The 12,569-nt window shown below is 67.5% G+C and carries 13 protein-coding genes; 8 read left to right on the top strand and 5 right to left on the bottom strand.

All coding sequences use genetic code 11. The annotated features are described in order from the left end of the window. Positions 1-12: 12 nt before the first annotated feature. Complete coding sequence (locus tag ACX9OT_RS13410; protein WP_277778717.1) at positions 13-1,188, top strand: lytic polysaccharide monooxygenase; 1,176 nt, start codon at positions 13-15, stop codon at positions 1,186-1,188. 75 nt (positions 1,189-1,263) lie between these two features. Here ACX9OT_RS13410 and ACX9OT_RS13415 read toward each other — a convergent pair whose 3' ends face one another. Next, positions 1,264-2,013 (bottom strand): ferredoxin--NADP reductase, encoded by a 750-nt coding sequence (locus ACX9OT_RS13415; protein WP_080291795.1) that lies wholly within the window; start codon positions 2,011-2,013, stop codon positions 1,264-1,266. 84 nt (positions 2,014-2,097) lie between these two features. Here ACX9OT_RS13415 and ACX9OT_RS13420 point away from each other — a divergent pair, with 84 nt between their 5' ends. The 5 genes from ACX9OT_RS13420 (at position 2,098) to ACX9OT_RS13440 (ending at position 7,074) form a co-directional block, all read left to right on the top strand. Next, positions 2,098-3,066 carry an ABC transporter ATP-binding protein gene (locus tag ACX9OT_RS13420; protein ID WP_049400895.1) on the top strand — a complete coding sequence of 323 codons (969 nt, stop codon included), beginning with the start codon at positions 2,098-2,100 and terminating at the stop codon, positions 3,064-3,066. Then, the gene (locus ACX9OT_RS13425) at positions 3,063-3,854 is read left to right on the top strand and encodes an ABC transporter permease (RefSeq protein WP_010482250.1); all 792 of its coding nucleotides are present in this window, start codon (positions 3,063-3,065) and stop codon (positions 3,852-3,854) included. Before ACX9OT_RS13420 ends, ACX9OT_RS13425 begins: the two co-directional genes overlap by 4 nt. A 335-nt stretch (positions 3,855-4,189) precedes the next feature. Then, the gene (locus ACX9OT_RS13430; RefSeq protein ID WP_277778729.1) at positions 4,190-4,957 is read left to right on the top strand and encodes a hypothetical protein; all 768 of its coding nucleotides are present in this window, start codon (positions 4,190-4,192) and stop codon (positions 4,955-4,957) included. A gap of 297 nt (positions 4,958-5,254) precedes the next feature. Continuing rightward, positions 5,255-6,193 carry a 2-dehydropantoate 2-reductase gene (gene panE / locus ACX9OT_RS13435; RefSeq protein WP_277778844.1) on the top strand — a complete coding sequence of 313 codons (939 nt, stop codon included), beginning with the start codon at positions 5,255-5,257 and terminating at the stop codon, positions 6,191-6,193. 50 nt (positions 6,194-6,243) lie between these two features. Continuing rightward, positions 6,244-7,074, top strand: coding sequence for a Rossmann-fold NAD(P)-binding domain-containing protein (locus ACX9OT_RS13440; RefSeq protein ID WP_277778847.1), 831 nt, complete (start codon positions 6,244-6,246; stop codon positions 7,072-7,074). A 76-nt stretch (positions 7,075-7,150) separates the two neighbouring features. On the opposite strand, the gene ACX9OT_RS13445 is transcribed toward ACX9OT_RS13440, so the two are convergent. Then, positions 7,151-7,948 carry a TatD family hydrolase gene (locus tag ACX9OT_RS13445; RefSeq protein ID WP_277778846.1) on the bottom strand — a complete coding sequence of 266 codons (798 nt, stop codon included), beginning with the start codon at positions 7,946-7,948 and terminating at the stop codon, positions 7,151-7,153. A gap of 67 nt (positions 7,949-8,015) precedes the next feature. Here ACX9OT_RS13445 and hrpB point away from each other — a divergent pair, with 67 nt between their 5' ends. Continuing rightward, a complete protein-coding gene (hrpB, locus tag ACX9OT_RS13450; protein ID WP_277778843.1) occupies positions 8,016-10,520 on the top strand; it encodes an ATP-dependent helicase HrpB in 2,505 nt (834 codons plus the stop codon). Between the two features lie 155 nt (positions 10,521-10,675). After that, positions 10,676-11,050: a hypothetical protein gene (locus tag ACX9OT_RS13455; protein ID WP_019336760.1), complete on the top strand. Its 375-nt coding sequence runs from the start codon at positions 10,676-10,678 to the stop codon at positions 11,048-11,050. A 95-nt stretch (positions 11,051-11,145) separates the two neighbouring features. Here the strand turns inward: ACX9OT_RS13455 and ACX9OT_RS13460 are convergent, their stop codons facing one another. From ACX9OT_RS13460 to ACX9OT_RS13470, 3 genes are all read right to left on the bottom strand, one after another. Then, a complete protein-coding gene (locus ACX9OT_RS13460; RefSeq protein ID WP_049398657.1) occupies positions 11,146-11,685 on the bottom strand; it encodes a pseudouridine synthase in 540 nt (179 codons plus the stop codon). A 129-nt stretch (positions 11,686-11,814) separates the two neighbouring features. Then, the gene (locus tag ACX9OT_RS13465) at positions 11,815-12,066 is read right to left on the bottom strand and encodes a hypothetical protein (RefSeq protein ID WP_223224685.1); all 252 of its coding nucleotides are present in this window, start codon (positions 12,064-12,066) and stop codon (positions 11,815-11,817) included. A 135-nt stretch (positions 12,067-12,201) separates the two neighbouring features. Further along, positions 12,202-12,522, bottom strand: coding sequence for a hypothetical protein (locus ACX9OT_RS13470; protein WP_277778842.1), 321 nt, complete (start codon positions 12,520-12,522; stop codon positions 12,202-12,204). Positions 12,523-12,569: the final 47 nt, after the last annotated feature.

The raw sequence follows: 12,569 nt of genomic DNA on the forward strand, positions 1-12,569 counted from the left end.
AGGAGTTCCTGCATGCATCTGTCCCACCGGGCAGTCCTCGCTCTGTCCGTCGTTGCCGGCCTGGCCCTGTCCGGCAGCGCCCTCGCCCACGGCACCATGTCCAAGCCGCTCAGCCGCGTGAAGCAGTGCCACGAAGGCAATCCGGAAAACCCGACCAACCCGGCCTGTGCCGCGGCCAAGGCCATCGGCGGCGCGCAGCCGTTCTATGACTGGAGCGCGATCGCCCACGGCAACGCCAATGGCAACCACCGCGACCTGGTGCGCGATGGCGAGCTGTGCAGCGCCAGCATCCCCAAGTACCGCGGCCTCGATCTGAATCGCAGCGACTGGCCGACCACGCCGGTGCGCGCCGATTCGCGTGGCCGCTACACCTTCGAATTCCTGGCGCCGGCGCCGCACGCCACCCGCGAGTGGAAGTTCTACGTCACCCGTGACGGTTGGCAGCCGGGCAGCCCGCTGCGCTGGGCCGACCTGCAGGAATTCTGCACCCTGGGCAACGTGCCGCTGTCCGAAGGCGGTGTCTACAAGCTGGACTGCCCGCTGCCCAAGCGCAGTGGCCAGCACATCATCTACAACACCTGGCAGCGCTCGGATTCGCAGGAAGCCTTCTACACCTGCATGGACGTGCGCTTCGAAGGTGGCGGTGGCGTGGTTCCGCCGCCGCAGTGGCAGGATGCCGGCGCGGTGACCGCCAATGGCGCACTGGACGTGGACAGCACCGTGACCCTGCGTGTGTTCAATGCCAACGGCAACGATCTGGAGCGCGTGGAAACCAAGCTGGCCGCTGGCCAGACCAGCCCGACTCAGTGGCCGCTGGCCCTGGCCCGCAAGGTCAATGCCAGTGCACAGCATGCGCGCGTGGGCGTGATGAAGAACGGCGTGATCACGCCGGTCGCCTCGGCCACCGACAACCGCGTGTACCTGAAGCCGGGCAACCGCTTCCAGCTGGAAACCCAGGTGCCGGGGCCGGGCCCGATCGATCCGGTCGACCCGCCGGGCGGCGACTTCGACTTCGTGTACCCGGCCGGCCTCGGCAACTACAAGCCGGGCGAGACCGTGGTGAAGGGCACTGACGGCAAGCTGTATGCCTGCCGCCCGTTCCCGGAAGGCGCCTGGTGCAACATCAATGCCGATGCCTATCGTCCGGGCACCGGCTATGCGTGGCGCGACGCCTGGATCGCGTACTGAGGCAGGACACCGGGGGCGGCGTGATGCCGCCTCCGTTTCATGGGGTTGCCGGCCAGCGGCCGGCACTACCCTGACTTACTTGCTGCTGACGTACTTCTCGCGGCGGATCTGCGGGTTGCCCAGGCCAGCGGCCTTCAGCAGTTCGGCACAGGCATCGACCATGTCCGGGTTGCCGCACAGGTAGGCGATGTCGGTGGCCGGGTCCGGGGTGAAGCCGGCCAGCGCCTGCTGGACGTAGCCGTGCTGCACGTCCGGGTGCGGATCAGCCGGCAGTTCGCGCGACAGGCATGGAACATAGCGGAAGTTCGGGTGTTTTTCGGCGAAGCTGTAGAAATCTTCGCTGTACAGCAGCTCACCCGGGCTGCGCGCGCCCTGCAGCAGCACGATCTGCACGCCGCGCTCGGCCATGGCCGTTTCCAGCAGCGGCAGCATCGAGCGGTACGGGGTAACGCCAGTACCGGTGGCGATCAGCAGGTAGCGGGCGTTGTGATCACCGGGATTCAGGCAGAACCGGCCATAGGGGCCGGACGCACTGATCTGGCCGCCCTGCTCCAGCGCCTCGAACAGGGCCGTGGCGGCGCCGCCGGGGACGAAACTGACCGCGATATCCACCGCCTCGCCCGGGCCCAGCGCGTGGTCGTGGATGGTCGCCAGCGAGTAGCTGCGCTTGGTTTCGGTGCCGTCGGCGTAGCTGAAATGGACCTGGATGAACTGGCCGGGCTGGAAATCCAGCGGCTGTCCATCGTCACGCACGAACTGGTAGTGGCCGACGGTCGGGGCCAGCATGCGGCAGCCGACCAGCTTGAGGGGGAATTGAACAGGCACGACTTTTCGGGACAGTGTGTAGCCGGGGCAAGCCCTCGGGGTCTTCTATAATAGCCCCTCCCCGCCCCTCTCCAGCGCCAGCCCATGGGCGCGAAGGCTTCGAGCTTGGCATCCCAGAACGATACGGCGCCCGCCCTGCGCGTGCGCGACCTGCGCAAGACCTATGACAACGGCACCCAGGCCCTGAAGGGGGTTTCCCTGGAAGTGGCCCCGGGCGACTTCTTCGCCCTGCTCGGCCCCAACGGTGCCGGCAAGTCCACCCTGATCGGCATCATCAGCTCCCTGGTCAACCTCAGCGAGGGCCAGGTGGAAGTATTCGGCAGCGACCTGGTGCGCAACCGCAGCGCCACCATGCGCCTGATCGGGCTGGTGCCGCAGGAAATCAACTTCAACCTGTTCGAAAAGCCCTTCGACATCCTGGTGAACTACGCCGGTTTCTATGGCGTGCCGCGCGAGGAAGCCGAGCAGCGTGCCGAAGAGGAACTCAAGCGCGCCCACCTGTGGGAAAAGGCACAGGTGATGAGCCGTACGCTGTCCGGTGGCATGAAGCGCCGGCTGATGATCGCCCGCGCGATGATGACCCGCCCGCGCCTGCTGATCCTGGACGAGCCGACCGCCGGCGTGGACATCGAGATCCGCCGCGACATGTGGCGCGTGCTGAAGGAGATCAACGCCGCCGGCACCACGATCATCCTCACCACGCACTACCTGGAAGAAGCCGAGTACCTGTGCCGCCACCTGGCGATCATCAATCATGGCCAGATCGTCGAGCAGGGGCCGATGCGCACCCTGCTGGCCAAGCTGGACGTGGAAGGCTTCCTGCTGGACATCGACGGTGACCTGCCGGCGCAGCTGCCGGTGATCGAGGGCGCGACGCTGACCGCACCGGACCCACACACGCTGGACATCGACATGCCGCGCGCAATGGACCTCAACCGCGTGTTTGCCACGCTCAACGAGTCCGGTATCCGTGTGCGTTCGATGCGTACCAAGAGCAACCGCCTGGAGGAGCTGTTCGTGCGCCTCACCGGCAACCTGGAGAAGCCTGCATGAGCACCACCGAGCTGACCGACGGCCAGCGCAACCGCGTCGCACTGATGACCATCGTGCGCCGCGAAGTCGCCCGCATCATGCGCATCTGGGGCCAGACCCTGGTGCCGCCGGCGATCACCATGACCCTGTACTTCCTGATCTTCGGCAACCTGATCGGGTCGCGCGTGGGGGACATGGGCGGCTACACCTACATGCAGTTCATCGTGCCGGGCCTGGTGATGATGAGCGTGATCCAGAACAGCTACGGCAACATCAGCTCCTCGTTCTTCGGCGCCAAGTTCGGCCGCCACGTGGAAGAGCTGCTGGTCAGCCCGATGCCGAACTGGGTGATCCTGTGGGGCTACGTGGCCGGTGCGGTGCTGCGCGGCCTGATGGTGGGCGTGATCGTGCTGATCATCGCGATGTTCTTCACCCCGGTGCGCATTCCGCACCCGCTGGTGATGCTGACCACGGTGATCCTGGGTGCGACGATCTTCTCGCTGGCCGGTTTCATCAATGCGGTGTATGCGAAGAAATTCGATGACGTGGCGATCGTGCCGACCTTCATCCTGACCCCGCTGACCTACCTGGGTGGCGTGTTCTATTCGGTGAAGCTGCTGCCGGGCTGGGCCGAGGCCGCCACGCACGCGAATCCGATCTTCTACATGGTCAATGCATTCCGCTATGGCCTGCTGGGCAGCAGCGATGTGCCGCTGCCGGTGGCCTACGGGCTGATGATCGGATTCGTGGTGGTGCTGACGGCGCTGGCGCTGTGGTTGCTGCGCCGTGGCGTGGGCATGCGTAGCTGAGGGGTGCCTGCAGGGCCTGCGGCCCTGCACCTGCAGTGGTAGTGCCGGCCGCTGGCCGGCAACAGCAACAGCCGAGGCGGAAGCATCACGAGTTGGGCGGGGCGGTGTGGGGGTGCAGGACACGCCGTAAACCCGTCCGTGGGGGCTCGATGGCGCCATCCATGGCGCCAACGGTCCTGCACCCCCACACCGCCCCACCCCTGACAGTTTCCGGTCGCTGTTGGTAGGTGTCGACCTTGGTCGACACGATGGATCCACGCCATGCGTGGATGGAGCGTTCACGGTAAGGCCGATGCTTGGCTCTTTTCGTTTCGGATTACGGCTAGGCTGTAGAGATGAAGATCACTTCCATTGCGTTGGACAAGGCCGTGTCGGATGGTCCGATCGATGCCTTCAGCCATGTCCTGCTGAGCGATTCGCCCATGCTGGATGAGGTGCTGGGTTGCCTGGCCTCGCTGCAGACGGCTGATCCCCTTCATCGTTATCTGTGCACGCTCGACGATGTCGGCCAGTGCCGCTACACCAGCATGCACGCGTCCGACGACGAGCGCATCGCGCTGTACGAGGATGAAGACCCGGCGACGCCGGAAGATGCGTTGGCGGCACGCGAGCGGTTGCTGGCGCACGTCGTCGCGCAGCTTGAGCATTCCACGCATCGGCTGCAGTGGACCGCGTTGGCGGGTACGTTGATGTGCAGCGACGAGGACATCGAGGCGCTGGTCGCTGCCAATGCGACACCTGATCTCATCATCGATGACGCGGTCTGCGTGCAGCAGGTGCCCGTAGCCAGTGACGACCTGCTGATCGCCGCCCTGCCCAACGGCTACTTCAGCGCGGACTGGGACATCTTCCAGAACCACGCCCTGATCCGGCATCTGCAGGAGCGCTACGACTACCGTCTGTTCGGACTCGGCGCATCGTGGCTCGGCTTCCAGCGCGACAGCGCACCGTCGCCTGCAGAGGCGAGCGCGTTGGCCGCGGACCTGCAGCGCATCTACGCGGCCGGAACGCACGACACCTGGGCACAACTGGCTGCAACGCTGGCCACCCGCACCACACTGCTATTGGGCTACACCGAAGACTTCAGCGAACAACTACCCTGAGCACCGCTCTACACGAGCTCGCGCAGCGAGCGACCCGCTTCCGCTCTTGATCTGCTTTCCGTGGTGGCCGCGCCCGGAAACTGTCAGGGGTCGTGTGCGCTGGATTCGCGGGGGTATCCGCGCCATGGATGGCGCGGCTAAGCCCCCATGGACGGGTTCACGGCGTCCCCCGCGAACCCAGCACACACGGCCCAGCTCATGAAACCAACTGCGCGAACCACCACGAGGGGCTCCGCCGTTGGCCGCAATCTCCGGCACAATCGCACTCCTGATTCCCCAGAAAACGGTGAACGTGCAATGCGCATCCTGATCCTCGGCGCCGGCGGTACCGGCGGTTACTTCGGTGGTCGCCTGGCTCAGGCTGGCGTGGACGTGACCTTCCTGGTGCGCCCCGCACGCGCCGCCCAGCTGGACCGCGACGGCTTGGTCATCCGCAGTCCGCTCGGCGATGCCAGCTTCCCGGTGCAGCACGTCACCGCCGACGCCCTGCCCGCGCTTGCCGCACAGAAGCCGTTCGACCTGGTCATCCTCAGCTGCAAGGCCTACGACCTGGACAGCTCGATCGATGCCATCGCTCCGGCCGTGGGCGCGAACACCACCGTGCTGCCGATCCTCAACGGCCTGCATCACTACAACGCGCTGGACCTGCGCTTCGGCCGCGACGCTGTGCTCGGTGGCCTATGCTTCATCAGCGCCACCAAGGCCCCCGACGGCGCCGTGCTGCACCTGGGCAAGCCGGCCAAGCTCACCTTCGGCGAGCGCGACGGCGGTGCCATCTCCGAACGCGTGCGTGCCTTCGCCGCCGCCTGCGCGCAGGCCAACCTCGATCACCTGGCCAGCGAGCACATTGGCCAGGAACAGTGGATCAAGTACACCTTCCTGACCGCGCTGGCCGCCGCGACCTGCCTGCTGCGCGCGGATATCGGCAGCATCGTCGCCACCGATGATGGCGAGGCGATCGTGCGTGGCCTGTACGACGAATGCCTGGCCGTGGCCGAAGCTGCCGGTGAGCCGATTCCCGATGCTGCGCAGGACACCGCACGCGGCACCCTCACCCAGGCCGGCTCGGCACTGAAGGCTTCGATGCTGCGCGATCTGGAAGCCGGCCAGCAGGTGGAGGCAGAACAGATCGTCGGCGACATGCTTGCGCGCGCGCGCAAGGCCGACCAGGAAGCTCTGCTGCTGCAGGTCGCCTACAGCAGCCTGCAGGCCTACCAGGCGCTGCGCAGCGCGTGAGCGCCGCGTTGCAGACCAACGCGGTGCCGGCGCGGGTGTTGATCCTCGGCATGGGCTGGAGCGGGTGCGTGCTGGCTACGCATCTGCGGGCGTTGGGCATACACGTGGCCGGCACGGTGCGCGACCCGGCGTCGGCACCGCACGATGGCCTACCGCGCCATCAGCTGCGAGCTGACACGCCACCTTCCCCCGCCCTGCTCGATGAGATCGCGCAGGCCGAGGCCGTGCTGTGCAGCGTGCCGCCCGACGCCGAGGGTGACCCGGCGCTGAGTCTGCTGCTGCCGGAACTGCAGGAAAGTCCGGCACTTCGCTGGGTGGGCTATCTGTCATCCACGTCGGTCTATGCCGATCGGGCCGGCGGCTGGATCAACGAAACCAGCGTGGCCGATGCCACTGAAACGACCGGCATGCAACGCAGACGCGCCGAGGACCAGTGGCGTGCGCTGGCGGAGCAGCGCGCTATCGCCTCGGCGGTGTTCCGCCTGCCCGGCCTGTACGGGCCGGGACGCAATGCGCTGCTGCAGCTGTCACAGGGCCGCGCACGCCACGTAGTGCGTCCTGGGCTGGTGTTCAACCGACTGCACGTGGATGACCTGGCAACGGTCGTTACCGCATCGATGCAGCGGCCGTGTGTGGATGGGCTGTATCTGCCGGCCGACGACGAGCCGGCACCGCCGCAGCAGGTACTGGCCTTCGCCGCGCAGCTGGGCGGGTTTTCGATGCCACCTGCCATGCCCTGGGACGATCCCGCGCTGAGCCCGACACTGCGGCGCTTCTACGAGAGCAACAAGCGCATCGACAGCACCGGTACGCGCGAGGCGCTGGGCTGGGAGCCGCGCTTCCCCAGCTACCGTGAGGGCCTGCGCGACCTGCTCCGGTAGTGCCGGCCGCTGGCCGGCAACCGCGCGATGTTTGCGGCGTTCATGCTGCTGCCGGCCAGCGGCCGGCACTACCTGATCAACCCGCGTCCGGCAGGCGGAAGAACGCACGCGTCGCGGCAGTTGCATTCGCGGCGGTCACCACCACGTCTTCGCCACGGTCGCACGCCAGCTCTTCCACGATATGCGAGAGGAACATCGGTTCGTTGCGGCGGTCCTTCGGCATCGGCTTCAGCGTGCGCGGCAGCAGGTACGGTGCGTCGGTCTCGATCATCAGGCGGTTGGCCGGAATGTTCTTCACCAGCTCGCGCAGGTGCGCGCCACGGCGTTCGTCGCACAGCCAGCCGGTGATGCCGATGTACCAGTCCTGGTCCAGGTAGTCGAACAGCTCGTCGCGCTCACCGGTGAAGCAATGCACCACTGCCGGGCCGATGCGGCCCTCGAAGTTCTTCATCTGTGCCATGAAATCGGCATGCGCGTCGCGCTGGTGCAGGAACAGCGGCTTGCCATTGTCTGCGGCCAGCTGCAGCTGGCGCTCGAACGCGCGGTGCTGGGCCGGGCGCGGCGAGAAGTCACGGAAGTAGTCCAGCCCGCACTCGCCCACCGCCACCACTTCCGGGTGGGCATGCAGCGCGCGCATCTCGGCGTCGCATTCCTCGGTGTATTCCACCGCATGGTGCGGGTGCACGCCGGCGGTCGCATACAGGAAACCAGGATGCTGCTGCGCCAGCTGCACGGCCAGCGGCGAGTGCTCGCGGCTGGCGCCGGTAATGACCATCTGCACCACGCCGGCCTGGCGCGCGCGGTCCAGCACGGCATCGCGGTCGCGGTCGAAGGAGTCGTGGGTCAGGTTGGCGCCGATATCGATCAGGTGCATGGTCATCGCGGGGGAAAAGTGCCCGCGCATTGTACCTGCGGCTGCCATGGCCCTTTATCCTTTGCACATGAACGCCCCGCTCTTCCCGATTTCCCCGCTGCTGCCGCAGATCCAGCAGCACCTCGCCGCGCAGCCACGACTGGTGCTGGAGGCACCGCCCGGCGCCGGCAAGACCACCCAGGTGCCGCTGGCGCTGCTCGATGCACCGTGGCTGCAGGGGCGGAAGATCATCCTGCTGGAACCGCGCCGGGTCGCCGCACGCAGCGCCGCGCTGTTCATGGCGCGGCAGCTGGGCGAAGAGGTGGGCGGCACCGTCGGCTACCGCATCCGCTTCGAGAACAAGGTCTCGTCGCGCACCCGCATCGAGGTGGTTACCGAAGGCATCCTGACCCGCATGCTGCAGGACGACCCGATGCTGGAAGAGGTCGGTGCGATCCTGTTCGACGAATTCCACGAACGCCACCTCAGTGGCGATCTGGGCCTGGCGCTGGCGTTGGACGTGCAGGCACAGCTGCGCGATGACCTGCGCCTGGTGGTGATGTCGGCGACGCTGGATGGTGAGCGCCTGGCCCGTTTCCTCGATGCACCGCGGCTGAGCAGCGAAGGCCGCAGCTACCCGGTGGCGATCAGCCATTTCCCGGCGCGCCGCGATGAGGCGCTGGAACTGCAGGTGCGCCGCGCGGTGCAGCAGGCATTGGCCGAGCACCCGGGTGACCTGCTGGTATTCCTGCCCGGCCAGCGCGAGATCGCGCGGGTGCAGGCCGGGCTGCAGGAATCGCTGGATGCGGGTGTTGAAGTGCTGGCCCTGCACGGTGAACTGCCGGTGGAGCAGCAGGCGCGGGTCCTGCAAGCGGCCAGTGATGGTCGTCGGCGCGTGGTGCTGGCCACCAACGTGGCCGAGTCCTCGGTGACGCTGCCGGGCGTGCGCGTGGTGATCGACAGCGGCCAGGCACGCGAGCCGCGCTACGACCCCAACAGCGGCTTCACCCGGCTGGACGTGGTGGCCATCGCGCAGGCATCGGCCGACCAGCGCGCCGGTCGCGCCGGTCGCGTGGCCGAAGGCGTGGCGTGGCGGCTGTGGCCGCAGTCGCAGCGGCTGGAGCCGCAGCGCCGCGCCGAAATCGATCAGGTCGAGCTGGCCGGACTGGCGCTGGAACTGGCCGCCTGGGGCAGCAGCGACCTGCGCTTCCTCGATCCGCCACCGGCCGGCCCGATGGGTGCCGCCCGCGAACTGCTGCAGCGGCTCGGCGCGCTGTCCAGCAGCGGTGCGATCACCGCACTTGGCCGCCGTGTGCTGGCGCTGGGCACGCATCCGCGGATGGCGGCGATGCTGCTGGCCGCGCCCGATGCCCGCGCACAGGCGCTGGCCGCCGATCTGGCCGCCCTGCTGGAGGCGCGCGATCCGTTGCGCCAGGGCGGTGATGCGCTGGCCGCGCGTTGGCGTGCGCTGGCGGCGTTCCGCAATGGCCGCGCACCGGGCGACGCCAACCGCAGCGGCCTGGCCGCGATCGATGCCGCCGCCAAGCAGTGGCGTCGCCGCCTGCGCTGCGAGGCCGCACCACCGGCCAGCATCGAGGCGCACGAAATGGGCGACCTGCTCGCGCACGCGTTCCCGGACCGCATCGGTGTCCAGCACCCCAGCGACCCACTGCGCTACCTGCTGGCCAACGGTCGCAGCGCACGCCTGCACGATCTGAGCGACCTGCGTGGCGAGCCGTGGCTGGTAGCCAGTGAACTGCGCTTCGAGGCACGCGACGCGCTGCTGCTGCGTGCCGCACCGGTGGACGAAGGCCAGCTGCGCAAGGCCTGGCCGGAGCGCTTCGTGACCGAGGACGTAGTGCGCTGGGACAGCGAGCGTCGCGCCCTGGTGGCACTGCGCGAGACCCGTTTCGACCGCATCGTGCTGGACAGCCGCTCGGCAGGCCGGGTCGATCCGCAGCACGCCGCACAGGCGCTGACCGACGCGGTGGCCGAACTCGGCCTGCAGGCGCTGCCGTGGACCGAAGGCCTGCGCCAATGGCAGGCACGCGTGGAGTCGCTGCGGCGCTGGATGCCCGAACTCGGCCTGCCCGACTGCAGCGACGACGCCCTGCTGGCCACGCGTGCGCAATGGCTGCAGCCTGCGTTCGCCGGCAAGAGCCGCCTGGATGCGCTGGACGAGTCCAGCTTCGGCGAAGCGCTGAAGTCGCCCCTGGAATGGTCACAGCGTCAGCTGGTCGAGCGTCATGCACCGACCCGCATCACCGTACCCTCCGGGCTGGAGCGGCCGATCACCTACGCGCTGGACAGCGAGAGCGGCGAACCGCTGCCGCCGGTGCTGGCGGTGAAACTGCAGGAACTGTTCGGCCTGGCCGACACGCCGCGCATCGCCGACGGCCGCGTGCCGCTGACCCTGCACCTGCTCTCGCCCGGTGGCCGCCCACTGCAGGTCACCCAGGACCTGCGCAACTTCTGGGAAAACACCTACGCCGAGGTGAAGAAGGAAATGAAGGGCCGTTACCCGCGCCATCCATGGCCGGATGACCCGTGGACGGCGACGGCCACCCATCGGGCCAAGCCGCGTGGCACCTGACCGGTAATGGCGGCCGCTGGACGGCACTACCGGCTGCGGACCCTGCCTGATCCTGAATGGCTGCGGTAAAGTCACGCCACGTGTGACCTCGACTGACATACCGTTTACGGGCAACACGCGACACTGGACTTCGACCCGAGGCAAAGGACCCCCGCATGAGCAAGCTGACCGTAATCACCGACCGCGCTCTGGAGCGCGCCCTGGAGCTGGCCCACACCGCCGGCGATGGCCTGAAGAGCGCCGGTGGCAGCCTGCGCAATGCGGACTGGATCAAGACCGGCGCCGCCATCGGCGCAGTGAAGACCGGCGGCAAGGCCGCAACCAAGTTCGTGCGCCGCAATCCGGCAGTGGCCGTGGCCGCCGCTGCGGTCGGTGTAGGCCTGCTCGGCTACGCGCTGTACCGCAAGCAGCAGAAGAAGAAGGCAGCCAATGGTCACGTGGTGAATGGCCAGGCGCAGCGCATCAACGCACGTGACCGCCGCAACGACACCGTGGTGGACGAGCACAGCGATATCGGCAGCGACGCCTGAGCCTGCCGGGGTCGGATCCTTTCCACAGGAAGGGCGCTGACCCCCAAGGCACTACATGAGGGCCGGACACCGGAAGGTATCCGGCCCTTTCTGCATCAACCGATCTGCAGCCACTGTCCCGGCTGCAGGTCGTCCAGCCGGTAAGGCCCCATCGACACGCGGACCAGCCGCAGCGTCGGCAGGTTCACCGCCGCGGTCATCCGCCGCACCTGCCGGTTGCGGCCTTCCCGGATCGTGATCGCCAACCAGCTGTCAGGCACGGTCTTGCGGAAGCGCACCGGCGGATCGCGTGTCCACAGCGACGGCGCCGGATCGAGGCGCTCGATCTTCGCCGGCAGGGTCGGCCCGTCATTGAGCACCACGCCGTCGCGCAGCTGTTGCAGCTGTTCGTCGCTGGGCATGCCTTCCACCTGCACCCAATAGGTCTTGTCAGCCTTGTGCTTCGGGTCGGTCAGCTTGTGCGCCAGCGTGCCATTGTCGGTCAGCAGCAGCAGGCCTTCGCTGTCATGGTCCAGGCGACCGGCGGCATACACGCGCGGCGGCAGGCCGAACCCGGCCAGGGTCGGCCGCGGCGGCACGCTGCGGTCGGTGAACTGGCAGAGCACGTTGAAGGGCTTGTTGAAGGCGATCAGCATTGCGGGCACGGCAGGCGGCGGGTGGGGCATTGTCCCATGCCGCGTGCGGCGGCTCGAAAGGTACCGGTCAAGTCGGCCGGCATAGCCCATGCCCGGCTGCGCTTTCCTGCGACCACGAACACGAAGGGCTCAGCCGAATACCTTCCACTGCAGCAGGAACGACCCCAGCACCAACACGAAACCGCATGCCGTGACGACATTGGCCCGGCGACGCAGCGCCGCGGGTGGCGGACAGGTCATGCGGGCGCGTTCGTCCAGCACCCCGCCAAAGAACAGCACCGCAAAACCCGTCGCTCCCAGCAGGTCGTAAGCATGCCCACCGTGGTACACAAAGTCATACAGCCGCGGCAGCACCAGCACCGCGATGACGATATACAGCACCTTCTTCAACGGTCCATGTCCTTGAATTCGATTGGACTCCGGCGCATGGCCGTACCTGGGGCCAGCCATACGTTGCGCTGCGCGCGGTGAGCGTGGTTGCGGCTGCGCTTTCCTGCCGCCCCAATCTCGGCCGGCTCAGCCGAAAACCTTCCATTCCAGCAGGAACGAGCCCAGCACAAGTGCGATGCCGCACGCGGCGATGACATTGGCCCGCCGCCGCAGGCCTGCGGCCGGCGGGTCGGCCCTGCGCGAACGTTCCTCCAGAAGGGTACCCGCGAACAGCACGGCAAACCCTACCGTCGCCATCAGATCGTGGGCATGACCACCGTAGAACACAAAATCGATCAACCGCCCCAGCACCAGCACCGCGACAGCGATGTAAAAGACCTTCTTCAACAATTCATGTCCTTGCATACGATCGAATTCCGGCGCATGGCCGGTCTTGGGACCAGCCATGCGCCGCGCTACGCGCGATGAGCCGAGCAGGAACGATGTCGGCCGTC

This window comes from Stenotrophomonas genospecies 3 (assembly GCF_054473855.1).

Excerpts from the sequence above, each read along its gene's own strand:
- ACX9OT_RS13410 (WP_277778717.1), top strand. The coding sequence starts at position 13 with ATGCATCTGTCCCACCGGGCAGTCCTCGCTCTGTCCGTCGTTGCCGGC.
- ACX9OT_RS13420 (WP_049400895.1), top strand. The coding sequence starts at position 2,098 with ATGGGCGCGAAGGCTTCGAGCTTGGCATCCCAGAACGATACGGCGCCC.
- ACX9OT_RS13425 (WP_010482250.1), top strand. The coding sequence starts at position 3,063 with ATGAGCACCACCGAGCTGACCGACGGCCAGCGCAACCGCGTCGCACTG.
- ACX9OT_RS13430 (WP_277778729.1), top strand. The coding sequence starts at position 4,190 with ATGAAGATCACTTCCATTGCGTTGGACAAGGCCGTGTCGGATGGTCCG.
- panE (WP_277778844.1), top strand. The coding sequence starts at position 5,255 with ATGCGCATCCTGATCCTCGGCGCCGGCGGTACCGGCGGTTACTTCGGT.
- ACX9OT_RS13440 (WP_277778847.1), top strand. The coding sequence starts at position 6,244 with ATGGGCTGGAGCGGGTGCGTGCTGGCTACGCATCTGCGGGCGTTGGGC.
- ACX9OT_RS13445 (WP_277778846.1), bottom strand. The coding sequence starts at position 7,948 with ATGCACCTGATCGATATCGGCGCCAACCTGACCCACGACTCCTTCGAC.
- hrpB (WP_277778843.1), top strand. The coding sequence starts at position 8,016 with ATGAACGCCCCGCTCTTCCCGATTTCCCCGCTGCTGCCGCAGATCCAG.
- ACX9OT_RS13455 (WP_019336760.1), top strand. The coding sequence starts at position 10,676 with ATGAGCAAGCTGACCGTAATCACCGACCGCGCTCTGGAGCGCGCCCTG.
- ACX9OT_RS13460 (WP_049398657.1), bottom strand. The coding sequence starts at position 11,685 with ATGCTGATCGCCTTCAACAAGCCCTTCAACGTGCTCTGCCAGTTCACC.
- ACX9OT_RS13470 (WP_277778842.1), bottom strand. The coding sequence starts at position 12,522 with ATGGCTGGTCCCAAGACCGGCCATGCGCCGGAATTCGATCGTATGCAA.